This window comes from Agrobacterium tumefaciens (assembly GCF_005221385.1).
Lineage (GTDB): Bacteria > Pseudomonadota > Alphaproteobacteria > Rhizobiales > Rhizobiaceae > Agrobacterium > Agrobacterium tomkonis.
In genome coordinates this window covers 1,436,078-1,459,549 of sequence record NZ_CP039904.1, presented here as the reverse complement: position 1 = coordinate 1,459,549, position 23,472 = coordinate 1,436,078, and the positions used below count along the sequence as shown (strand labels likewise).

The window sequence follows — 23,472 nt, the reverse complement described above, 5'->3', positions numbered from 1 at the left end:
CTCTTCCACGGCAAGGCCAGCAGCCCGGATCAAAAACATCGACGAGAGGGTAAAGCCGAATGGCAAATGATCGCAAACTGCATCTTGGTGCCTTTATGCGGCCCGTCAGCCTCCACACGGGCGCATGGCGTTATCCGGGTGCATTCCCGGACGCGAATTTCAACTTCGCCCATCTGGCGCGCTTTGCGCAACAGCTGGAAGCCGCGAAATTCGACGCATTCTTCATGGCCGATCATCTGGCGGTGTTGAACATGCCAACGGAAGCCCTGCGCCGCAGCCACACCGTAACGTCCTTCGAACCTTTTACCCTGCTTTCAGCACTCGCCGCCGTCACCTCGCGCATCGGGCTGGTCGCCACCGCTTCCACCACATTCGATGAGCCCTATCATGTGGCGCGACGTTTTGCGTCTCTCGATCATCTCAGCAATGGTCGTGCCGGATGGAACATCGTCACCACGTCCAACCCGGATGCTGCGCGGAATTTCGGCCGCGACGAACAGCCTGATCACACCGAGCGCTACGGGCGGGCACGTGAATTTTACGATGTCGTCACCGGCCTCTGGGACTCCTTTTCTGACGACGCCTTCATACGCGATGTCGATAGCGGGCTGTTCTTCGATCCGGAAAAAATGCATGTCCTCAATCACAAGGGACCTGAATTTTCCGTGCGCGGGCCGCTGAACATCGCGCGTCCGGTGCAGGGCTGGCCTGTCATCGTTCAGGCAGGCGCATCCGAGCCAGGACGCCAGCTTGCGGCCGAAACAGCCGAGGTGGTTTTTGCGGCGACACCCACGCTTGCCGCGGGAAAGGCCTTTTACAGGGACGTCAAGGACAGAACTGTCGCCGCTGGCCGCTCCCGCGACGGAATTGTCATCCTGCCCGGCGCTTTCGTTCTGGTTGGCGATACGGTGGAGGAGGCCAAGGCCAAACGCGCCAGGCTCGACAGCCTCGTCCATTATGACAGCGCGATCGCCTCGCTTTCGATTGCGCTCGGCCACGATGTTTCCGGCTTCAATCCCGATGCTCCCCTGCCTGATATTCCGGAGACGAATGCCAGCAAATCCAGCCGTGAAAGGGTCATCGAACTCGCCAGAAACGAAGGCCTGACGGTGCGCCAGCTTGCCCAGCGGTTGGGCGGTTATGCCGGCCTCGCCTTCGTCGGCACGCCAGAAACCATCGCCGACGAGATGGAAAAATGGCTGCACGAAGAAGGTTCTGACGGTTTCAACATCACCTTCCCTTTCCTGCCTGACGGCCTTGATGACTTCACCACGCAGGTGGTGCCGGAACTGCAAAGGCGTGGTCTGTTTCGAAAGGACTATGAGGGGCCGACATTGCGCGACCATCTGGGGCTGCAACGGCCAGCCAATCGTTTTTTCCCTCAATAAAGCGCCATCGCGCCGATTGCGACAAAGCTAGGGAGATTTTCCACGCCCGCCGCGAAGTTTGGCATGAGGTTCCAGAAGGGCGGATTGACCTCAAAAACCCCCGCCCTTACCTTTTAATTACACAAAATACATAAATTAGGTGAATTAATATGAAGGCTGAACATTCCCGTCGCCAGATCCTCAAATTCGGCCTTGCTGGCGCTCTCGCAGCACCGCTGGTCACGGGCCGCGCGCTCGCCCAAGCCTCTTCGGATTTCCCTGCGGAGCTGAAACTTGACTGGGGATTTTACTCCTCGCACACGCTGCTGATAAAGAACAAGGGCTGGCTTGAGGACGCTTTTAAGGATGTCGGCACCAAGATCACCTGGGTGCAGTCCCGCGGCAGCAACAATTCGCTGGAATTCCTGAAGGTCGGCTCGACCGATTTTGCCGGTTCGGCCGCACTGTCGGCCTTTCTGGCCCGCGCCAACGGCGTGCCGCTGAAGGTCATCTATGTGGCAAGCTGGGGCGGTTCCTCCATCATTCAGGTGCGCCCGGATTCGCCGGTCAAGACCGTTGCCGATCTCAAGGGCAAGACCATCGCAGTCACCAAGGGCACGGCGCCCTATTTCACCCTGGTGCGCGCGCTTGACCAAAACAAGCTGTCGATCGACGATCTGAAGGTCGTGAACCTGCAACATCCGGAAGGCTTCAACGCGCTGCAGCAGGGTCAGGTCGATGCCTGGGTCGGTATCGATCCGCATACCTCCCAGGCGGAGCTTGCCGGCGACAGGGCGATTTTCGACGAGCGCAGCTGGCGCGACGGCAGCGTCTTCAGCGTTTCCGAAGAGTTTCTGGCAAAGCACCCGAAAGCGGTCGAGCGACTGCTCGGCGTCTGGGTGGAGACGCAGAAATGGATCCGCGAGAATAACCGCGAATTCATCGATTTCGTCACCAAGGTTACCGGCAACGATCCCAAGATCACCGAGCTGACAATCAACAAGCGCGACTGGAAGGATCCCGTTCCGGGTGAGGAATTGCTGAACTCGATCCGCATCGTCACGCCACTGCTCGGCGATGATGTTCTGCGCCCGGGCGTCAATGTCGATAATGTCCTGTCATCGCTGATCGATCCGGCACCGGCGAAAAAGGCACTCGGCGCATGAATTCCCATCCGCGCGAATTCCAGCGCGTGAAGCAGACTGCCAGACAATTCCCCTCCCGCTTGCCGTTCTTGCGGCGGGTGGGCAATTTCTTTGGCCGCTTCGATCTGCGCGGCGCGATCGTGCCGGTCGGCTCATTGGTACTTCTCGAGCTTTTCGTCCGTTTGGGCTGGGTCAGCCCCTATGTGCTGCCGCCGCCTTCCGAACTTTACGAGACGTTTATGCGGCTTGCCGAAGGTCCGTTGTGGACGAATGTTGCGGCCAGTACCGCGCGCGTCTTTGTCGGCTTCGTCATCGGCTCGCTGCTTGCGGTCGTCGTTGGTTCGCTGGTCGGTTTGGTCATTGCTGCCGAACGTTATCTCGAGCCGACATTTCAGGCGCTGCGCGCCGTGCCCAGCCTTGCATGGGTGCCGCTGCTGATGATCTGGTTCGGCATTGGAGAAACTTCAAAAATCGTGCTGATCGCCAAAAGCGCGTTTTTCCCAGTTTACCTCAACCTCTTCTCCGGCATCAGAAATGTCGACCGCAAGCTGGTGGAAGTGGGCGAGATGTATCGCCAGCCGCTGCCCGTTCTGGTGTGGCGGATCTTCATTCCCGCCTCTTTGCCGCACCTGTTCACCGGTCTGCGTTACGGGCTGTCGCTGGCTTGGCTGAGTGTCGTCGCAGCCGAGCTTCTGGCCGCCTCCGAAGGCATCGGTTACATGCTCTCCGACGGGCGGGAGCTTTCGCGGCCCGATCTGGTGATGATCGCCATCATCTGCCTTGCGGTGCTTGGCAAGATTTCCGACAGCCTGTTCAAGATCGTCGAGGAGCGCTGCCTGCGCTGGCGTGACACCTATTCCCTTCAAGAAGGAGGGCCGCTGCGGTGAGCCTGCTCAATGTCGATGTGCGCGAAAAAGCTTTCGGCGATACGGTCGTCCTTCAGGATATCCACCTGACGCTGGGTGATGGTGAAGCGGCGGTTCTTCTTGGCCCCAGCGGCTGCGGCAAGAGCACGTTGCTGCGCATTGCCGCCGGTCTCGACCGGCGTTTTTCCGGCACGGTCAAGGTTCAGCCGGCAGAAGGAGATGAGGCCTCGCCGCCCATCGCCTTCGTGTTTCAGGAACCCCGCCTGATGCCCTGGCTGACGGTTGCCGAGAATATAGGTTACGCCGCCGGCAAGAAATATGATGTCGAGCGGGTGGAGGGCCTGATCAACGATGTGGGCCTGAGCGGCCACGCTGGCGCGTTGCCAAAGGCCCTTTCAGGCGGCATGGCGCAGCGGGTGACCATAGCAAGGGCACTCTATACCCGGCCACGCATCTTGCTTTTGGATGAGCCCTTCAGTGCGGTGGACGCTTTCACGCGGATGAAATTGCAGGATCTGGTGCTGAAAATCGTCGAACAGCGCAGAATTTCCTTCCTGCTCGTCACCCACGATATCGACGAAGCACTCTATCTCGGTGACCGGATTTACATGATGGGCGCCCATGACGGCCGTATCCAGCAGCGGATAGAGGTGGACGTACCGCGCCCGCGTGACCGAAGGTCGCCGCAACTCGCCAGCCTCAAGAACGAGGTGCTGACCGCCCTGCATAATGCCCATGTCATCTAAAGACTGCGCCTCGCCCGAATAGTCCGCCTGAAGCTGGCAGGCGAAGCTGGGCAGCGCGAGAATCTGCCGCAGCATTCGCCTTCCATCCATTCGAGGTTACATCTTTCTCCGCGTCATGACTTGTCCAAGGCGAGGGCCAGGTCAGCGACAAGATCGTCGGGATGTTCGATACCGATTGACAGCCGGATTGTGGAATCCAGCACGCCGATGCGCTGGCGAACATCGGCGGGAACTCCCGAATGCGTCATGGTTGCCGGGTGGGAAGCAAGAGACTCCGTACCGCCAAGGCTCACCGCGAGTTTGAATATGGTCAGGGCATTGAGGAATTTGAAGGATGCGGCCTGGCCGCCGATGATATCAAACGAGAATGTCGATCCCGCGCCGGTGCATTGAGCCGCAAACACCTTGCCCACAGCGGACGCCGGCTCGCTGAACGGCAGGTAGTGGATTCTTTCGACCTTCGGGTGCGCCTTCAGGAATTCAGCCACGACCCTGGCATTGTTGTCCGCCCGCTCCATCCGGATCTGCAGCGTCTCAAGGGAGCGGCCAAGCATCCAGCATGAATGCGGATCAAGCTGCGTGCCGATAGCGCCACGCAAGGCCTTCACCTGCTTCATGACATCTTTCCGACCGAGCGCAGCCCCGGCAATGAGATCGGAGTGCCCGCCAACATATTTCGTCAGCGAATAGAGGGAGATATCGGCACCGTGCTCGATAGGTCGCTGGAACACCGGGCCGAGAAGCGTGTTGTCGCAGGCGATGATCGGCCTGTGCCCCTGCTTTTGGCCGATCACATCAGCGACGCGGCCCATTATCGCGATGTCGACAATGCTGTTTGTCGGATTGGCGGGGGTTTCGATAAGGATGACAGACACCCTGCCTTTCGCCATCGCCTCCTCTGCCGCAGCCATCACCGAAGCTTCGCTGACGCCGTCGGCGAAACCCACGGCAGACACGCCGAAATTATGGAAGGTCTTGGCCAGCAGCGTCTCCGTGCCACCATACAGGGGCTGGGAATGCAGCACGGTATCGCCGGGCCGGACGAAAGCAAAAAGCGTCGTTGAAATGGCGGACATGCCGGATGAGAAGAGCGCACAGCTCTCCGTACGTTCGTAAACGGCAAGACGATCTTCAACGATTTCGCTGTTCGGATGGTTGAAACGCGAATAGACGAGGCCCGCCCCCCTGCCCTCCGGCGGCTCCTTGCGCCCGGAGACGTAGTCGAAGAAGTCACGCCCGTCTTCTGCCGACTTGAAGACGAAAGTCGATGTCAAAAACACAGGCGGCTTTACGGCGCCCTCCGACAATTCCGGATCATATCCGTAATTAAGCATCTGGGTTTCAGGATGGAGAGCGTGATTGCCGATGTGGGTTTTGGACGGATGCGGCGCGGTCATTTCCGATGATCCCTTGGCTGGCGTTGAACTGTCTGCAGGTTACATGCAATCAGGCCAAAATAACTTGCATTTTAAGGCGCAGACATGTCTGATGACGCAATATATTGCGGAGAATTTTCCTTTATGTCGCAGAAAATTGCGGATCAGATCGACAAACGGATACTCAGGGAATTGTCCGCCGATGCGCGGGTCACAAACAACGAACTTGCCGAGCGGGTGGGATTGTCGGCATCCGCGTGTCTGCGGCGGCTTCGGCGGCTGGAGGAAGTGGGGGCGATCAAAGGGTATTCCGCGATTATCGATCCGGCAATCGAGGGATGGACGATGACCGCCCTTGCATCCGTCCGCCTCAGCCGCCAGCACGACGACGAAATCCGAATGTTCGAGGCGGCCGTTCTCAACTGGGATGAGGTTCTCGAATGTCATCTGGTCACCGGCTCGAGGGATTACATGCTCAAGGTCATGTGTGGCGGGCTGGAGGACTACGAGCGCTTCATCAAAGACAAGATCGCAAAGCTGAAATGCGTCGACACCATCGAGACAAGCTTCGTCATGAACACGATAAAGGCACGACGCATCTGAACCTCGCCACGATTGTTGCAATTCCTTCCTTCACCCGGCCCTCATGCTCTATGGCGCTGATCCCAAGGTTCGGCAGGGTCTGCCTGGAGCGCATCACGTCTCCCGACATCATCGTGGAGTGCCTCACTCTTGACATCCTCTCGCAAACCTTGTTTATACGCATAAGCAGCTAATACGAATTAGCAAGCGACAGGAAATGAGGTTTCGATGGTTAGGCGCTTGACGCAACGGGACATTGCGATCTTCGCGGGGGTCAGCCAGGCAACGGTTTCGCTCGTGCTAAACGAGGCGAAATCCGCTGAAGGTCGTATCCCGCCTGAAACGCGGGAGCGTGTGCTGAAGGCCATTCGCGACACCGGTTATGTGGCGGATCCCATCGCGCGCAGCATGGTCAAGGGTGCCAACCGGATTCTGGGCGTATTCACCTATCAGCCGGCTTTCCCGATTGCGCAGGCGGATTTCTACACGCCTTTTCTGATGGGAATAGAGGAGGAAGCGGAGAGGTTGGGCTACGACCTTCTGCTGATGACGGCTGCGGCGCGCGACGACAACGGCCGCAAGCGCATCTTCGGGGAAACAGGTCGGCTTCGACTTGCTGACGGATGCCTCATTCTGGGCAGTCAGTTCGACCGCGATGAATTGGCCCAACTGGTTGCCGGTGACTATCCCTATGTCGCAGTCGGTCGTCGTGACGATGCCGGCGGGCCGGTGCGTTATGTTGGCGCGGATTACGTGACAGCCACGCATGCTCTTGTCCGAGAGGCGCTTGTCGCCGGCCATCGCCGCTTCGCCTTTATCGGTGCGACGGGCCCGGCGGAATCCATCAGCGACCGCTGGCGTGGTTTTCTCGCCGCAATCGAGGGCGCGGCGGAACTGGTCTATTCCCACGAGACTGAAAATGGCGATCCGGCCGAGCAACTGGCCGCCGTTCGCGCCAGCGGAGCGAGCGTCGTTTTTTTTGCCGAAGTGGCCGAAGCGATGGTTTTCGACAATCATGCCCGCGCCCAGGGAGTGAGCCTCCCCAACGATCTTTCCATCGTGGTGCTGGGAAGCGGCACACGAACGCATACATTCCGGTCGCAACGCGTCTTCACCTCCTATGCCATCCCCCGCGAAGAGATGGGCCGGCAGGCGACCTCCATGCTGGTCGAAACCCTCACCAGCCCCCCCGGCCCCGTGCGGCAAATACTGCTGGGCTGCGACATCGTGGCAGGCGAAACGCTTGGCTCCCCAAATCAAGGCCCAACTTAAGGAAAGAGAACCTGACGTGAGAGAATACAATGCAGATATTCTTGTGGTTGGCGGCGGACTTGGCGGCGTGGCCGCGGCGCTTGGGGCCCTGCGCAACGGCCGCAGCGTTATCCTGACAGAAGCATTCGACTGGATTGGCGGCCAGCTGACCAGCCAGGCGGTGCCGCCCGATGAGCACAGCTGGGTTGAACAGTTCGGGATCACGGCCAGCTATCGCGCCCTGCGCACCGGCGTACGGCAATATTACCGCGACCACTATCCGCTGACGGACACCGCCCGGGCGGATCTCACGCTCAACCCCGGTGACGGCAACGTATCTCGCCTCTGCCATGAACCACGCGTTTCGCTGGCGATGATGGAGGCAATGCTTGCGCCTTACGCGGCCGGCGGCAAGCTGACCATCCTCAAGCCCTATGAGCCGATCGCAGCGGAGGCCGACGGCGACACCGTGCGGGCCGTGACGCTGCGCCATTGCAATACGGGCGATCTCATCTCCTGCTCGGCCCGCTACATTATCGACGCGACCGAATTGGGCGATCTGCTGCCGCTGACCGCAACCGACTATGTCATTGGTTTCGAAGCCCAATCCGAAACCGGCGAGCCGAGCGCGCCGGCGGAGGCGCAACCGCACAATCAGCAGGCCGTCTCGATCTGCTTCGCCGTCGATCAGGTTGACGGCAACCATGTCATCGACAAACCCGCCCGGTACGACCACTGGCGTCAGGTTGCCCCCGAATTCTGGGGCGGCCCGCTGTTGAGCTGGGACTCGCCCAACCCGCGTACACTGGAGCGCAGCCGCCGGTTCTTTGATCCCAACCCGGTCGACAACGCAACACGCGACGTCGCCGACCAGCGCCACAGCGCCGGCGATATGAGCCTGTGGATATTCCGCCGTATTGCCGCCCGCCATACATTTCGGCCCGGCGCCTATGCCAGCGATATCTGCCTCGTGAACTGGCCGATGATCGATTATTTCGAGGCGCCGATCATCGACGTTACCCCCGAACAATATGCTGAGCGGCTGGCCGATGCGGCAAGCCTGTCCTATTCCATGTTCTACTGGATGCAGACCGAGGCGCCTCGCCCGGATGGCGGCCAGGGCTTTCCGGGCCTGCGCCTGCGCGGCGACATTACCGGCACGGAACATGGCCTGGCAATGGCGCCCTATATCCGTGAAAGCCGTCGCATTCGTGCCCTGACCACGGTGGTCGAGCAGGATCTGTCGCTTGCAGTGCGCGGCGATCGCGGTGCGGTACATTACCCGGATAGCATCGGCGTCGGCATGTACCGCATCGACCTGCACCCCTCGACGGGCGGCGATAATTATATCGATGTCGGCGCCTGCCCTTTCGAAATTCCGCTGGGTGCCCTTATTCCCCGCCACAAAACAAATCTGCTGGCCGCTTCCAAGAATATCGGCACCACGCATATCACCAATGGTTGTTACAGGCTGCATCCGGTCGAATGGAACATCGGCGAAGTGGCAGGCATGCTGGCCGCCTATTGCCTCGACAGGGGCGAGACCCCGCATGGCGTGCATGCCGATGAAAAGCGGCTGGCGGAGTTCCACACCCATATTGAACGCCAAGGGGTGGAGCGCCATTGGCCTGATATTCGCGGCTACTAGCTAATACGTATAATCTGGGAGGATTATTTATGCGCAGGAGTATAGTGAAAATTGCAATGGCCGGTTTCCTGGTCACGTCCGGGCTGGTTTCACCGGCTTTATCGCAGGAATTGCGGATGGCCATCTGGAGCGCCAACGAAGCCCATCTGGCCCTGTTCAACGAGATCGCCGATGAGTTTGAGGCGAGCCATCCCGGCGTCAAGATCACCTACGATTCGCTTGCCTACGAAGGTTATGCCACAACCTTGACCACCCAGATCGCCGGTGGCAATCCCCCCGATCTGGCCTGGCTTTTCGACACGACCGCGCCCGACTTCATGGCCGCCGGAGCGCTTTATCCCCTCACTGAAACCTTTGCCAACACCGAAGGTTACGACATGGGCGATTTCCCCCCGGCAACACTCACCGCCTGGTCGCATGAAGGGGTGCAATATCTCTATCCATTCTCGACATCGCCCTTCGGCGTTTTCGTCAACAACGACATGATCCGGGCGGCAGGCGCAAAGACGCCCGCCGAGATGATCGCTGCCGGCGAATGGAACTGGGACAATGCCATTGCGACGGCCGCGAAAGTCGCAGCCACCGGCAAACAGGGATTGATCATTCGTGATTTTGAATACAAGGCCTGGGAGAACCTTGCCGAAGTCTATACCGGCTGGAATGCCTATCCCTGGTCCAAAGACACCAAGTCCTGTGCTTTTGCCAGCCCGGAGATGGTTGATGCCATGCGCTTCATCCACGATGCGATCTTCGTGAAGAAAGCCATGCCGGGGCCTGGTGTTTCGGCCGATTTCTTTGCCGGGGATGCGGCGATGACGACCACCCAGATCAGCCGCGCAGCGCTGCTGCCGAAAGGCGACAAGGCCTTCGACTGGGATCTCGTGCCTTTGCCCACAGGGCCTGCAGGTGACTATGCCGTTACAGGTCGGGCGGGCATTGGCGTCATGGCCAGCGGCAAAAATCCCAAGCTCGCGGCGGAATTCCTGGCATTTTTCTCCTCCAAGCCTAATGTAGCCAAGCTCGCGCGGTTTTTCCCGCCGGCGCGGCAGAGCCTGCTCACCGCCGATGTGCTCGCGGCCGCCAACCCATTGCTGTCGCGCAAACAGATAGAGGCCGTAGTCATTCGTGGCGTCGCCACCGGTCAGTCGACGCAGCAGGTTCTCAATTTTGCCCGGCTGCAACAAACCGTTCGTGCCAGCCTGGACGGTCTCTGGCGTCCCGATGCCGACGTTGCGGCTGTCCTGCAAGCGCTTTGCGGCCGTCTCGACCCATTGCTGGCGGCCAATTGACGCTTCGTAGTCATCCGATTTTGCGTGGATGCGAAAAGCAGAAGGAAGAAAAGCCATGACGCTTGCCCTCCAGACGGCGCAAACACAGGCCCGGCGCGGCTTCTGGACCATGGCGCGGCGGGACGCCGCCACCGGTTATCTGTTCATAGCGCCGCAACTCATCGGCATCGTTGTCTTCGTGCTCGTTCCGCTGGTGCTGGTCTTCTGGTATTCGCTGCATGAGTGGAACGTGCTGGCGGGATCTTTCCGGTTCACCGGCCTTGCCAATTACCAGAAGCTGCTCAGCGACCCGGCCATAGGCGAGGTGATGGCCGTGACCGCCGTGTTCTCGGGCGGGCTAGCGCTCCTCAATATGAGCCTGGCGCTGGGACTTGCATTGCTGTTGAACCAGAAGCTGGCCTTCATGACCGTGTTCCGCACGCTGTTCTTTTCGCCAGTGGTAGTGTCGCTGGTCGCCTGGACAATCGTCTGGAGCTTTTTGCTGCAGAATAATGGCGGCATCAACGGCCTCCTGCAAATGATCGGCGTCGAGGGTCCCAACTGGCTGCGCCACCCCACAACGGCGATGATCTCGGTCATCGTCGTGCAGGCGCTCAAGAATCTCGGCCTCAACATGATCCTGTTTCTCGCAGCACTGCAGGGCGTGCCGCGGGAACTGTTCGAAGCCGCGCGCGTCGACGGTGTGCCGCGCTTCAAGCAGTTCTATCGCATCACCCTGCCGATGATCAGCCCGACGATCCTGCTTGCCTCCATCGTCACGATCGTCGGCGCGTTGCAGGTCTTTGCGCAGATCATGATCCTCACTCAGGGCGGGCCGGGTTTTTCCACGACGGTTCTCGTTTATTACCTCTATCAGCAGGCCTTCCAGTTCTACCTCTTCGGTTACGGTTCGACACTCTCCATCATCCTGCTGGTCATTGTCGGCGCTCTCACCTTCATCCAATGGCACTTGCGCAGAAAGTTCGTATTCTATGAAAACTGAACTCAGCCCACGCGCGCAGGCGCTGATCTATTTCATACTCTGCGTGCTGCTTGTCCCCTTCGTCTTTCCGACCTGGTGGATGGTGACGTCGTCTGTCAAACCCGTCAGCCAGATATTTGCCTTTCCGCCTGATATATGGCCGCGCGCCTTCGATTTTTCGTCCTATTCCGACGTTTTCAGAATACAGCCCTTCGCGCTGCAATACTGGAACTCCGCCTATATCGCCGCAATCGTCACCATCGGCACCATGGCAGTGGCATCGATGGCCGGATATGCCTTTGCGCGCATCAGGTTCCCCTTCGCCAACGCCATCTTCATGGTGGTGCTGGTGGGGCTGCTGATCCCATCCGAAGTGACGCTGGTTCCACTGTTCCGGATGTTTCTCAAATGGGGCATGGTCAACACACACTGGCCGCTCATCCTGGTGCCGATCTTCGGTGCGCCGGCGGTCTTCGCCACCTTCATCATGCGCCAGTTCTTCATCTCCCTGCCCGTGGAACTGGAGGAAGCCGCCCGGGTCGATGGCCTCGGCCGGTTCAAGATATTCTGGACCATCGCGCTGCCGCTTTCCCGTCCGGCGCTGGCCGCCGTTGCGATCTTCACATTTCTCGGCAGCTGGAACCTCTATCTCGAACCCATCGTCTTTCTTTCCAGCCCCGACAGGTTCACCCTGCCCCAGGCACTGACACAATTTACCGACGCCTATGGCGGACCGATGTGGAACATCCAGCTTGCCGCAGCAACGATGACCGCCATCCCCGTACTCATCGTCTTCATCGTTGCGCAGAAACAATTCGTCGAAGGCCTCGCCCATACCGGGCTCAAAGGCTAATCGAAAGGCTGACCCATGGCACCCGTTACCCTTAGATCCGTCAAGAAAAGCTATGGCGCACTCGCCACCATCCATGGTGTCGATATCGATATTGCCGATGGCGAATTCGTTGTCCTCGTCGGCCCTTCGGGCTGTGGCAAATCCACCCTGCTGCGGATGATCGCAGGCCTTGAAACCGTGACCAGCGGCGATATCTCGATCAGCAGCCGTGTCGTCAACGAAATCGAACCAAAGGACCGCGACATCGCCATGGTCTTCCAGAACTACGCGCTTTATCCGCACATGAGCGTGGCCAGGAACATGGCATTTTCGCTCGAGCATCGCGGCGGCAGCAAGGCCGAGATCACTGAGCGGGTGAACTGGGCAGCGGAGATACTGGGGCTGACACCATTGCTCGAACGGTTCCCCCGCCAGCTTTCCGGCGGGCAACGGCAGCGTGTCGCCATGGGCCGCGCAATCGTCCGCAATCCTCAGGTTTTTCTGTTCGACGAACCGCTCAGCAATCTCGATGCCAAGCTACGCGTGGTGATGCGCGGTGAAATCAAAGGGTTGCACCAGCGTCTGGGGGTCACGACCGTTTATGTCACGCATGATCAGGTGGAAGCCATGACCATGGCCGACAAGATCGTGGTGATGAATGCCGGACGGGTCGAGCAATGCGGGGCGCCGCTTGAGCTTTATGACCGGCCCGCCAATCCCTTCGTCGCCGGCTTCATCGGGTCCCCGGCGATGAATTTCATCAAGGGACAACTTACCGCCGCTGGCTTCGAGGCTGACGGCGTCGTTTTGCCCCTCCCCCCCGGCCCCGCCACAGGCGAAGCGATATACGGCATCCGCCCGGAACATTTCGAACTGGTCAACCATGGCCTCACCGCAACGGTTTTGCTGGTGGAGCCAATGGGTTCGGAAACGCAGGTGACGATGATGATCGGCCACCACCAGGTCATCGGTGTTTTCCGCGAACGTGTGCAGGCGCAGCCGGGCGCGACCATTCAGGTTCAGCCGGATCTGGCGTCGATCCATTTGTTCGATGCCAGGACCAGTCAACGCCTCAACTAGCAGACCGATCGCCACGACACCGCCTGAGTGCAATGATCGCGGAATCGCAACGCAGGGCCGGATTCAATGATTAAAAATCACTGTTTATGGGAGCCGTTTGGCGCTGAACCTGGGATAGACAGTATGAAATCCACGTGTCAGGTGTTGGAAAGCTAATTGGAGGGGCATGCAAATTCGCACGAACGTAACGCGCCGTAATATCGGTCTGGTCCCTCCCCTCTTTCTCGCTGCCGGGCTGATATTCCAGGTAACGATGGCAGTCAGCCCGGCCCAGGCGGCGGAGAGCGTGACCGTTCCACCTTACGAACCTGCGGTTGGGACTGAGCGTCATTATCGCGTTCAAAAGACGACCGAGACCGACATGTCGCTTTGGTTCGACAGGCCGGAAGCATCGTCCGCCGTCATGCGGGGCGATTTCCGTCAATCGGCAACGGTCCTGTCGCAGAACGACGAGGGGATGCGGATGAAGTGGAGGCTTTCGGCGGACATTCCCCCGGACGCAACGGGCGCTGCGGATTCCTATGCGATGAACGCCATGTTTCGCAATTCGCTCGCCGCTTATGGCGTCGAGGAGCTGGAATTCGACGCGGATCCGAGCGGTGCCCCGACGGCGCTTGTCGGCGCCGATCAGATCATAGCCAATATGGAAATGCTTCTGTCCACGTCCTCGTCTGATAACACGGCTTCCCGCATGCTCCAGGCGGTTAAAGGTAATCCCCTAGTCGTTATCGACGTGCTTGCGCCGGAAAGCATGATCCTTGCGCTTGGGCAATCCTCCGAAGCTTTCACGACCGATATCGGGAAGGAATGGACGGTTGCGGGAAGCGAAGAACTGAAGGGGATGCTCGTTCCGACAAGTACCGTCTGGAAACTCGAAGCCGCCGACAAGGCCCGGCAAACAGCCACCTTCAGCGCGAAGGTAACCTACGATCCGGCTGCCCTGCTGCAATCCCAGCAATCTTCGATCGATGGCATGATCGCGAGCTTCGCAGACCGGGCCAAACAACTGACCGATGCGCAACTGGCGCAGGCCAGAAGCGCCGGCAAATCGCGGACTGTGACCTATGTGAATTCAACACACGACGGCTCGACAATCGAAGTGCTGGAAAACACGGTCGCAAATGTTGGCGGCATGAAGGTTACCGTGGCCGTGCATATCTGGCGAGAGGATCAGCCACCGGTCTTGCCCGCGCCGCGTGCCTGGACTGCCGAGACCCTGTCTGGCCAACGGGTTGAGCCGTTACCCGAAAACAATACGAAGGCTTCAATCAATCTGGACCAGTACCGCCCGAAGCCCGAAGCCGATACCGCTTCCTCTCCCGACCAGAATGAGGGTGGCAAAACCTCTGCCGACGGCGGCGGGGACATTGCACCGATTTCGCTCAAGGTCGCCAAGGTGAAAACTTCGGTCGATCCTGCTGCAGGACCTGCGGTGGAAATTGCGTTGACACCGGAAAGCGCCAAGGCCTTCGAGGATTTCACGCGCGTAGCTCTCGGGCACAAGACCCAGTTGCTGGTTGATGGAGAAGTCATTTTCGAGCCGGTGGTGAGAGAGCCAATTATCGGCGGCAGCGTTACCATCAATGGTCTTGATTCATCGCAAGCCAAGGTGATTGAGCGGCACTTGTCATCCTCTGAGGCGACGATCATTGTGCGGTTGGCGCCGTGACCTTGCGATGAGGATTTCTTCCGGTATGCGGGCACGTCCTGTTTTTTTCGGATGCCAGACAGACAGATCAGAAGTTTTCGTATCGCAATCGCTGACCGTCCGGAATTGCGCTCGGTGGACTCCATAAGCGCGACTCACACAAAACCTATTCGGCGAAAGGCAGCTTCCGGGAGGGATTGGCCACTGTGATCCGCCCTGCCCTGCAAAACACTGCGTGGAAGGAAGATCGCTGACGGGGCGCTTTGGCCCCGCCAGCATGTCTGCCTTAGTCCGATGGGAGGGCATCGACAGCGTCAAGTACGCGTGCCGAATACGTGAGTGCTGCTCCAGCGTTGAGCGCTATGGCAACACCCAGAGCTTCAGCGATTTCACCCTTCACTGCTCCGAGTTCGACTGCCTTCTTGGCGTGGACGGAGATGCAGCCGTCGCAACGGGTCGTAACCGCGACAGCGAGGGCGATCAGCTCGTGTATTTTCGGCTCAAGGTGTTTTGTTTTGGCCCCGCTGCCTTCGACCATGTTGAGCCCACGCAACACATCGGGGCTGTGCTTCGCGAATTCTCCTACCCGCGCCAACAGCGTCTCACGGTAGGCATTCCAATCCTGCATCGTGTTCATGGTGATCTCCTTACTGGCGGCCGGCGGTCACGCCGCCATCCACGGGAAGGATCGTGCCGGTAATCCACGATGCCTGCTCGGATGCCAGGAAAAGGATCGCTTCGGCAACATCACGCGGCTGGCCATTCCGACCGAGCGGGTGGAAGGCGTTAAAGGTTGGCAGGACCTCCTTGACCTGATCGTCAGAGAGGAAGGTGTTATAGACAGGGGTCTCGACAACTGCCGGCGCGACTGCGTTGATCCGGATATTGTACGGAGCAAGTTCAATGGCGAGGTTGCGGACCATTGCGTGGACCCCTGCGTTCGCCGCGGAATAGGCGGCTGATGGCGTTGCGCCGATTGCTTGGATCGCCCACATGGAACCCGTCTGGACAATCACGCCCCCCTTCTCCTTCATCACCTTGGCCGCTGCCTGCGCCGTGAAGAATTTACCCTTGAGAATCGTGTCCAGATACCAGTCGTAGTCGGCTTCCGTCAGTTCTATGAATGGCTTGGGGTTGAAGACCCCGGCGCGGTCTTAGCCAAGCGTTGCTAATCTGGAGCGGTCTCTGTGTCTCTCAACTCGGCTCGGGGATTCGGATTTACAGCTCCTTCTGGTCGTCGTAAGCGCGTCGTCGCGCCTTGATGGCTTCCAGATTGTCGTGGATCCAGAAGTTGAACCCCTCAAGGGCGTGCAAGGCTCCGTGGCCTATATCCGTCAGCTCATACTCAACACGTGGCGGCACTTCAGGGAAATAGTGACGTGTAACGAAGCCGTCACGCTCGAGATTGCGCAACGTGAGCGTCAGCATGCGCTGGGTGATTTCACGGACCTCTTTTCTCAAGGCTGAAAAGCGGAGCCGATGATCCTCGGCGAGCGAAAGACGCCAGAGAACCGGCACGGTCCACTTGTCACTCAGCAGGCTGCAGACCCCATTTGACGGAATGGGCCTGAATTGCCTGTCATTTTCTGACCCGTACTGTGTACTGACATCGGTCTGTTCATCCAAGGGTTTCATCCTTGTGCCTGACGCTGAAAAATGTGCCGTCTTCCGGCAGAACTACATTCGTATATATGGATGGCCCTTGTTTAACGCGAGGGTTTCAAATGACCAATAGCAAGCACCCCATTCTGGTTTTCGGCGCAACCGGAAAACAGGGAGGATCAGTCGCCAAAGCCCTGTTGAAAGCGGGATGGCCCGTTCGCGCGCTCGTTCTGGATTCCACCAAAGCTGAATCCCTCCAGTTGAGGAATGCAGGTGTCGAGCTTGTGCAGGGTTCATTTGAAGAGACAAATGTAATCCGCACCGCGATGAAAGACGCTTACGGTGTCTTTAGCGTACTGCCAGCCAACCTGGCCGCCGAAGACGAAGTCCGTCATGGTATATCGATTGCGGATATCGCTGCCGAAACCGGCATCAACCATTTTGTTTATTCGTCTGGCGCCAGCGTGGGGAATGAACTGACAGGCGTTCCGCGTTTCGACGCCAAGCCTCATATCGAAGCCCATATTCGACAGCTGGACATGACTACGACCATCATCCGGCCGATGATTTTCATGGAAATGCTGGTGCGACCTGGCTTCGGTCTGGATGAGGGCCGGCTGGTGTCCCTGATCCGACCCGACCATTCCATTCAGCTTACCGCCGTGGAAGACATCGGCAGGTTTGTCGCTGCCGTATTTGCCGACAAGTCACGCTTTGGCGGTGCAACACTTAAGATCGCGAGCGATCGACTGACCGGAGGTGAACTTGAGGTCGCTTTCAGCGAAGCAGCCGGTCGCTCAATAACCTATGAACGGTTTCCGGACGATGTTCTCGCTGCAAACGCTGATCTCGCGCATATGGCAAAGAGCCTGGTAGACGGGCCGCTCGCCGAGCTCGTCGATCTGAAAGTCATGCGCGAAATTAACCCCGACCTTCTCCCTTTCAGGTCCTGGCTCGCTGGCAATGGGCGCAAGCTGCTCGATGCAGCCTTACAACCATCGGCCTAGTGACACTACGCCAGCCTCAATAATGATAAGCGACCGCAACGGCTAGCGAGCAGACGTTTCCAGGTCATCAGTCACGCGCCAGGGCCTCGATCGGGTCCAGCTTTGCCGCATTTCGGGCGGGAAGGAAACCGAAGACGATTCCGATCAGGGTTGAGCAGGTGAAGGCCACCATGATGGAGCCCGAAGAGAAGATCATTTTGAAGTCGGGGCTCAGCAAATTGAAAAGAGCGCTGATCCCGAGGGCGAGCATCACTCCCATGAAGCCGCCGACAAGGCAGACCATGACGGCCTCGATCAGGAACTGGGAGAGGATGTCGCTGCGGCGAGCGCCGACGGCCACACGAACCCCGATCTCCTTGGTGCGTTCGGTCACCGATACCAGCATGATATTCATCACGCCGATGCCGCCGACAATCAGCGAGATCACGGCGACTGACGAAATCAGCAGCGTCAGGGTTTGCGTGGTGGTCTCGATAGTCTCGCGAATGGTCGCCGAGTTGGTGAGGAAGAAGTCTTTCGCGCCGTGCCGACGCTCGAGAAGGCGCGAAACTGCCGCTTCGACATTGCCCGGATCGACATCGTCTCTGATACGGACCGTTATGCCGTCGACGTTCGGACGACCCAGCATGCGGCCCATGACGGTTGTGTAAGGCGCATAAACGGTCAATGTATCAACCGCCGGGCCGAAGGAGTTTTCCCGTTTCGTCACACCCACAACCCTCGCCGGCATTGTGCCCAGAAGGATGACCTGCCCCACCGGGTTTACCCGGTCTGGAAACAGGTCTCGCGCGGCGTTTGCATCGATCACCACATTCTGGCTGTAGGCGGTAACGTCCTGGGCATCGAACAGTTGTCCATGCGCCAGCTCAAGCCCCCGTACACGAAAGAAGTCCGCGCCAACTCCGGTGACTGACGCATTGACGGCCACGGCGGCGCGCTTGACAGTTACGCTCGTCGTGACGGTTGGTGTCACGCTGTCGACATAGGGCTGGTTCACCAGCGCTTCGGCATCGGCGGGAACCAGGGTCCGTATCTTGCCCGCTTCCAGATCGCCGAAGCCTTTCCCGGCCCGCACCTCGATCGTGTTGGTGCCGAGCGAACTGATACTGCTCAGGATTTGTTGCTGCGAGCCGGCTCCCAGCGCCGAAATAGCCGCCACCGAGGCGATACCGATGATGATGCCGAGCATGGTCAGAAGCGAGCGCATCTTGTGCGCCCAGATTGCCGCGCCAGCCATACGAAAGGCTTCGGTCATCCGATCAATTGCGCCACGCCAGCCAGCGTCCGGCGCGTGTTCGCGGATGGGACGAGCCGTCGCGGCGGACTTGGATATATTGCGCTCGTCGGAAATGATAACGCCGTCGCTGATCTCTACGACCCGATCCGCGTGTTCGGCGATCTTCTTGTCGTGAGTGACGAGGATGATGGTGTGCCCTTCGGCGTGAAGCTCGCGCAGGATCTTCATAACTTCGGCGCCGCTGTGCGTATCCAGCGCTCCGGTGGGTTCGTCGGCCAGAATTATCTCGCCGCCATTCATGAGGGCGCGGGCGATCGACACCCGCTGCTGCTGGCCGCCCGAAAGCTTGCCCGGAATATTGCCCGTCCGCTCGGCGAGGCCCAGCCGGGTCAACAATGAGATCGCTCGCTTGTGCCGGTCGGATCGGCTGCGCCCGGCATAGATGGCCGGAACCTCGACGTTACTGGCCGCGCTGAGATCGCCAAGCAGATGATAGCGCTGGAAGATGAAACCAAACCGCTCACGGCGTAGCGCCGCCAGTTCGTCCACGGACATCTTAGACGTCTCGCGCCCTTCGATCCAGTAGCTGCCAGTCGTTGGACGATCGAGGCAGCCAAGGATGTTCATGAGGGTCGACTTGCCGGAGCCCGAGGCGCCGATGATGGCCATCATCTCGCCGGCCTCAATGTCGAGGTCGACGTCTTTCAGCACCCACACCATCTCGTCGCCTGCGGGGAAAGCGCGGGATACCCCACGTACGCGGATCAGTGGTTCCGTCATAGCGCGCCCTACCGCTTCGCCGCGGCCAGTTGAGCCTGGCCATCCGTGCGTTCGTCTGTGGATGCTCCCAGGACGATGGTCTCGCCTGCCTGAAGACCGCTAAGGATCTGGATGTCCGCGCCGTTGTCGATGCCGACCTGGACCTGCCGGATCTGGACCTCGCCCATTGTGTCGCGTACGCGGACACGCGCCGTATCGCCGGCCCGTGGCGCGCCTTCCACTGCGCTGAGCGGAACCAGCACGGCGCCGCTGACGCGGCTGAGAACGATGGACACCTGCGCCGTCATGGAGGGCCGCAGGACCCCGTCCGCGTTCGCGACGTCGATCAGCCCAGTGTAATAGACCGCGCCGTTGGTCGAGCCAATACGGCTCGCGGCGGCGTTGCTCTCGTTGGCGATGGAGGCGGGAGCCGGTTCCACCTGTCGCAACTCCCCATCGAAACGGCGCGTCGGATCGCCAAGAATGCTGAACCAGACCGGTAGGCCCCGCCGTACACGCACGACGTCAGCCTCGGAGATATCCGCGCGCACCGTCATTGTGTCCAATCGCGCGATCATGACGATGGTCGGCGCGGTCTGCAGGGCATTCACGGTTTGACCTTCGTCAGTGACGATCGCTACCACCGTGCCGGCGATCGGGGCAGTGATGCGGGTATAGTCCAGCTCTATGCCTGCGGACTCCAGCCCGACCTGCGCTTGGGCGACCTGAGCGTCCAGCGACTGAACCTCAGCCCGCGCGCTGTCTCGCGTGGCAACCGCGGCGTCATACTGGGCGCGCGGCGTCGAACCACCTGCCAGCAGGTCACGCTCGCGCTCGAAATCCTTCTCGGCTTTCACCAGACCGGCGCTGCGCGCGGCGTGGACGGCGCGGATATTGGCCAAGGCGGCCTCGCGGTCCCGCAACGTGTTGCGCCGGGTCTGGGAATCGATCTGGGCCACCAATTGGCCAGCCTCGACGACGTCACCGATCTTGACCGCCAGACGCTCAACGCGACCCGAGGCCTGGGCGCCGACGCGCACCAGCTCGAGCGGTTCGAGAACCCCGGTCGCCAGTACGACCTCTTCAATGTCACCCGTTCGCGCCTGCGTGGTCACCAGTTCAGGCTTCGTCGGTGGACGCAGAAACAAGAGCCAGACGACCAGCAGACCGACAAGGGTTGCCGCCGCCAGGATGAAACGCTTGCGGGTAATGTGTCGTGTCATTTAGTCGTAGTCCATGCTATTGAAATTTGCGGGCTTTCTCTGTCACGAGAGTTACCTGAAAATTACGGAGAGCGGTCGCCGCGCCTGGTCCGTTTGGCACGCGCTGTAAGGTCAACCGATCGACAGAGAGTGCTTGCAATGTGGATGGCGTGCCAGAGATTGCCCGCCAGACATCAAGCGATCGCGCCCGTGCTCAGCCAACGTCGACGGACGAAGATGCCTTGCCCGTTGGCGCAGACGACGGCCCCTACCGCTGCTGGAAAACGCGCTTCTCGCGCCAGCGCACGGCAAATGTGCTGCCGTTGCCTGGAGCGGACGAAAGCTCAACATAGCCGCCGTGACGGGTCACGATCTCGTTGACCATGCTGAGCCCCAGGCCCGCACCTGAGCCGTGAGGGCTGATCCGGTAGAACGGTTCGAATATGCGCGATTGCTTATCGCCGGCAATTCCGCAGCCCTGATCGGCTACGGTCACGCTGCCGTCAGCCTCAATACTGACCGATATCTGTCCTCCTCCACCTCCGTACTGCACTGCATTACGCACCAGATTGACGAATGCACGTTCCAGAGCTTCAGCATCCCCGGGAACGAACAGGTTTTCCGCATCGCTATCGAACGAAATCTCGTAACCTTCGGCGATAGCCAGGGGAGCAAGGTCGGCGACCACCTTCGACACAACGCTGTTGAGATCGACAGGTGCATTCTGCTGAGGCTTCTGCCGATACTTCTCGGTGTCGAGAAGCTGGTTCGCGATCGCTGTAAGTCGCTTGATGGCCGTCTGCAGGTGTGTCTTGTCCGCACCTGGTGAAAGCGTATCTATCCTCACCTGCAGGACAGCGATCGGCGTTCGAAGTTCATGGGCAGCGTTGACGAAGAAGCGCTCCGTCGCCTCGAAGCCGCTGTCGAGACGACGCAGCGCCCTGTTGATGTCGCGCACCAGACGAAGCACCTCATTGGGCAAGCCCCGCTCTTCCACCAGGGCGCCACGTGTGTCGAGATCGATCCTGTCAAGACGCCTGGTCAGATCGCTGAAGGACCGCAAAGCCAAGCGTGTGACAAACGGGACGCCAATGAGGGAAATGGCGACGAGGATCAGCGCCGGCACGCCGATGGCAAGGTTCCCCAACAGCACGGTCACACCATATTGCGACATCGAAACACCGCCGGCAAAAATCGTTGCCTCACCGGCCTCTGTGTCGAAACGCTCCATGCGGGCGACACTCAGCGGATCGTTCAGGTCACCATGGAGCTCGACACTTCTGAACGCCCGCAGGAATGGCATGTTGTCGGCAATTTTCCCGGGAGGCGCACCGTGTGCAAGGACAATATCTTTGCCCAGGTCTGCCACGAACCACAGGTCAGGCGCGTCCTCCATGATCTCTTTAAGTTTGGCAGTCGGCACCAGATGGGCCCGGCCATTCGGCTCGAGACGGACCGAGTCTGCGATTTCCTGAGACAGCCAGATGGACGTGATCGCCACATCGGGCTTGAGGCCGGAAAGGAGATAAAAAACCAGGCTGAGAGAGGCGATGACCGCGCAGAGCTGCAGGACAATAAAACCAAAAGTGAAGCGCCAGCGAAGGGATGTGCTGGTCATCCTATTTCTGCTCATGAAGGTAGTAGCCTATGCCACGAATATTCTTGATAACAATGTCGGCCTCGGCTTCGCCAAGCTTTCGGCGCAGGCGAGACATATTGGACTCCAGCGAGTTCGACTGGATCTCATCGTCAAAGGAATAGACCTGCCCCTCAAGGGACGAGCGCAACACGGTACGACCCCGGTTTCTCAGAAGAGTTTCGATGATGAGCAGTTCCCTGCGGGTGAGCGCAAGCCGGACGCCGTTGACATGCACATCGCATGAAACACGATCATAGGTGACGTTTCCTGCCGACAGGACGAATGGGCTGGTTGTGGGCACCCGCCTCAGCACCGCGCTCATTCTGGCAATCAGCTCGGGAATTTCGAACGGCTTCGGCAAATAGTCATCGGCGCCGTCATTGAGGCCGGAAATTCGCTCGTCGGTCGACCTCAGGGCGGAGATGATGATCGATCGCGTATTTGATCCCGCGCGACGCAAATCGGCGAGAAAGGTACTGCCATCACCATCCGGCAGTTGCCGGTCGATAAGGACAATATCATAATCCGCCATAGCGATTGCTTCCCGCGCCATTGCCAGATCTCCAACAGCGTCAAGCACGATGCCATGCTGCGAGAGGGCCGTCCTCAACGCGTCCGTCATTTCCGGATCGTCTTCGATAAGCAGAAGTTTCATAGTCGCCTAATCAGTCAAGTCTCGGACTAATCATTCCCGATAGTCTTTATAGCAAAACTACGGCTCTGGTTCAGATAAACTCGACAGTCGTGACGTCGTCCTGATCGTCAGGTTGTGGGACATCATGAAACTGCCGTGGACGTGGAGACCGGAGAAACCGAAGTTCGTCCGGTACCCATCTCGCCATTGACGTGCACCACCCAGGCCGCAATCCTTATCGGCAGCGACCGTAATGATCCCGATATCTGCACCCGTAGTCGCGGCGGTCCCGTTGTTCCCAGCGGTCGCGGCGGTTCCTGTCGTTACGTTCGCTGATGTTGCCTACCACAGCCCCTCCCACGCCACCTGCGGCGGCTCCCACTGCAGCGCCTTCCCAAGTGCCGCTTGCCAACCCACCGATGATAGCGCCGCTCGCCGCACCAATGCCGGCGCCCTTTTCCGTCTGGCTGCACGCTGTCAGCGTCAAGCAAACAAGTACGCCTGAAATGATCTTTTTCATGTCCGTCCTTTCGATCCATCGCCGCTACGGTCGCCCGTCGACCGTTGAGGCGCACCAAGGCGGAGACGTATGGCCGCCAAA

Annotated in this window: 21 protein-coding genes and 1 pseudogene; 13 read left to right on the top strand and 9 right to left on the bottom strand. The window is 59.4% G+C overall.

Going from position 1 to position 23,472, the window contains the following annotated elements; genetic code table 11:
* Positions 1-59: 59 nt before the first annotated feature.
* The 4 genes from CFBP6623_RS21940 to CFBP6623_RS21925 all read left to right on the top strand — a co-directional run bounded on the left by CFBP6623_RS21940 (position 60) and on the right by CFBP6623_RS21925 (position 4,124).
* Positions 60-1,388 (top strand): LLM class flavin-dependent oxidoreductase, encoded by a 1,329-nt coding sequence (locus tag CFBP6623_RS21940; protein ID WP_046801076.1) that lies wholly within the window; start codon positions 60-62, stop codon positions 1,386-1,388.
* Between the two features lie 149 nt (positions 1,389-1,537).
* On the top strand, positions 1,538-2,533 hold the full coding sequence (locus CFBP6623_RS21935) for an aliphatic sulfonate ABC transporter substrate-binding protein (protein WP_046801077.1): 996 nt from the start codon (positions 1,538-1,540) through the stop codon (positions 2,531-2,533).
* On the top strand, positions 2,530-3,399 hold the full coding sequence (locus CFBP6623_RS21930; RefSeq protein WP_062654452.1) for an ABC transporter permease: 870 nt from the start codon (positions 2,530-2,532) through the stop codon (positions 3,397-3,399). The genes CFBP6623_RS21935 and CFBP6623_RS21930 overlap by 4 nt, the downstream gene beginning before the upstream one ends.
* Positions 3,396-4,124 carry an ABC transporter ATP-binding protein gene (locus CFBP6623_RS21925; RefSeq protein ID WP_046801079.1) on the top strand — a complete coding sequence of 243 codons (729 nt, stop codon included), beginning with the start codon at positions 3,396-3,398 and terminating at the stop codon, positions 4,122-4,124. The genes CFBP6623_RS21930 and CFBP6623_RS21925 overlap by 4 nt, the downstream gene beginning before the upstream one ends.
* A gap of 113 nt (positions 4,125-4,237) precedes the next feature.
* Here the strand turns inward: CFBP6623_RS21925 and CFBP6623_RS21920 are convergent, their stop codons facing one another.
* Positions 4,238-5,521, bottom strand: a complete 1,284-nt coding sequence (locus tag CFBP6623_RS21920; RefSeq protein ID WP_046801080.1) for a cystathionine gamma-synthase family protein — start codon at positions 5,519-5,521, stop codon at positions 4,238-4,240.
* A gap of 123 nt (positions 5,522-5,644) precedes the next feature.
* Here CFBP6623_RS21920 and CFBP6623_RS21915 point away from each other — a divergent pair, with 123 nt between their 5' ends.
* From CFBP6623_RS21915 to CFBP6623_RS26945, 8 genes are all read left to right on the top strand, one after another.
* Positions 5,645-6,103: an Lrp/AsnC family transcriptional regulator gene (locus CFBP6623_RS21915; RefSeq protein ID WP_046801081.1), complete on the top strand. Its 459-nt coding sequence runs from the start codon at positions 5,645-5,647 to the stop codon at positions 6,101-6,103.
* 207 nt (positions 6,104-6,310) lie between these two features.
* Entirely contained in the window at positions 6,311-7,354 is a 1,044-nt protein-coding gene (locus CFBP6623_RS21910; RefSeq protein ID WP_046801082.1) for a LacI family DNA-binding transcriptional regulator, read from the top strand.
* A 16-nt stretch (positions 7,355-7,370) separates the two neighbouring features.
* A complete protein-coding gene (locus tag CFBP6623_RS21905) occupies positions 7,371-8,981 on the top strand; it encodes an FAD-dependent oxidoreductase (protein ID WP_046801083.1) in 1,611 nt (536 codons plus the stop codon).
* A 29-nt stretch (positions 8,982-9,010) separates the two neighbouring features.
* Positions 9,011-10,270 carry an ABC transporter substrate-binding protein gene (locus CFBP6623_RS21900; protein WP_046801084.1) on the top strand — a complete coding sequence of 420 codons (1,260 nt, stop codon included), beginning with the start codon at positions 9,011-9,013 and terminating at the stop codon, positions 10,268-10,270.
* Positions 10,271-10,325: 55 nt separating this feature from the next.
* A complete protein-coding gene (locus CFBP6623_RS21895; protein ID WP_046801085.1) occupies positions 10,326-11,252 on the top strand; it encodes a carbohydrate ABC transporter permease in 927 nt (308 codons plus the stop codon).
* On the top strand, positions 11,242-12,084 hold the full coding sequence (locus tag CFBP6623_RS21890; RefSeq protein WP_046801086.1) for a carbohydrate ABC transporter permease: 843 nt from the start codon (positions 11,242-11,244) through the stop codon (positions 12,082-12,084). The genes CFBP6623_RS21895 and CFBP6623_RS21890 overlap by 11 nt, the downstream gene beginning before the upstream one ends.
* Before the next feature lie 15 nt (positions 12,085-12,099).
* The gene (locus tag CFBP6623_RS21885; protein WP_062654450.1) at positions 12,100-13,143 is read left to right on the top strand and encodes an ABC transporter ATP-binding protein; all 1,044 of its coding nucleotides are present in this window, start codon (positions 12,100-12,102) and stop codon (positions 13,141-13,143) included.
* A 166-nt stretch (positions 13,144-13,309) separates the two neighbouring features.
* A complete protein-coding gene (locus CFBP6623_RS26945) occupies positions 13,310-14,812 on the top strand; it encodes a SecDF P1 head subdomain-containing protein (protein WP_052760280.1) in 1,503 nt (500 codons plus the stop codon).
* A gap of 265 nt (positions 14,813-15,077) precedes the next feature.
* On the opposite strand, the gene CFBP6623_RS21875 is transcribed toward CFBP6623_RS26945, so the two are convergent.
* The 3 genes and pseudogenes from CFBP6623_RS21875 to CFBP6623_RS21865 all read right to left on the bottom strand — a co-directional run bounded on the left by CFBP6623_RS21875 (position 15,078) and on the right by CFBP6623_RS21865 (position 16,426).
* Positions 15,078-15,419, bottom strand: coding sequence for a carboxymuconolactone decarboxylase family protein (locus tag CFBP6623_RS21875; protein WP_046802233.1), 342 nt, complete (start codon positions 15,417-15,419; stop codon positions 15,078-15,080).
* A gap of 19 nt (positions 15,420-15,438) precedes the next feature.
* Positions 15,439-15,927: pseudogene (locus tag CFBP6623_RS21870) on the bottom strand (SDR family NAD(P)-dependent oxidoreductase); the annotation flags it as partial.
* Positions 15,928-16,009: 82 nt separating this feature from the next.
* Positions 16,010-16,426, bottom strand: a complete 417-nt coding sequence (locus CFBP6623_RS21865) for a winged helix-turn-helix transcriptional regulator (RefSeq protein ID WP_046802225.1) — start codon at positions 16,424-16,426, stop codon at positions 16,010-16,012.
* 89 nt (positions 16,427-16,515) lie between these two features.
* Between CFBP6623_RS21865 and CFBP6623_RS21860 the strand changes: the two genes are divergently transcribed.
* The gene (locus tag CFBP6623_RS21860) at positions 16,516-17,400 is read left to right on the top strand and encodes an NmrA/HSCARG family protein (RefSeq protein WP_046802224.1); all 885 of its coding nucleotides are present in this window, start codon (positions 16,516-16,518) and stop codon (positions 17,398-17,400) included.
* 67 nt (positions 17,401-17,467) lie between these two features.
* On the opposite strand, the gene CFBP6623_RS21855 is transcribed toward CFBP6623_RS21860, so the two are convergent.
* The 5 genes from CFBP6623_RS21855 to CFBP6623_RS21835 all read right to left on the bottom strand — a co-directional run bounded on the left by CFBP6623_RS21855 (position 17,468) and on the right by CFBP6623_RS21835 (position 23,391).
* A complete protein-coding gene (locus CFBP6623_RS21855) occupies positions 17,468-19,417 on the bottom strand; it encodes a MacB family efflux pump subunit (RefSeq protein WP_046802223.1) in 1,950 nt (649 codons plus the stop codon).
* Positions 19,418-19,425: 8 nt separating this feature from the next.
* Positions 19,426-20,619, bottom strand: coding sequence for an efflux RND transporter periplasmic adaptor subunit (locus CFBP6623_RS21850; protein WP_046802222.1), 1,194 nt, complete (start codon positions 20,617-20,619; stop codon positions 19,426-19,428).
* A 247-nt stretch (positions 20,620-20,866) separates the two neighbouring features.
* Positions 20,867-22,216 (bottom strand): sensor histidine kinase, encoded by a 1,350-nt coding sequence (locus tag CFBP6623_RS21845; RefSeq protein WP_046802221.1) that lies wholly within the window; start codon positions 22,214-22,216, stop codon positions 20,867-20,869.
* Between the two features lies 1 nt (position 22,217).
* On the bottom strand, positions 22,218-22,892 hold the full coding sequence (locus tag CFBP6623_RS21840) for a response regulator (RefSeq protein WP_046802220.1): 675 nt from the start codon (positions 22,890-22,892) through the stop codon (positions 22,218-22,220).
* 214 nt (positions 22,893-23,106) lie between these two features.
* Positions 23,107-23,391, bottom strand: a complete 285-nt coding sequence (locus CFBP6623_RS21835; protein WP_003524016.1) for a YMGG-like glycine zipper-containing protein — start codon at positions 23,389-23,391, stop codon at positions 23,107-23,109.
* Positions 23,392-23,472 lie beyond the last annotated feature (81 nt).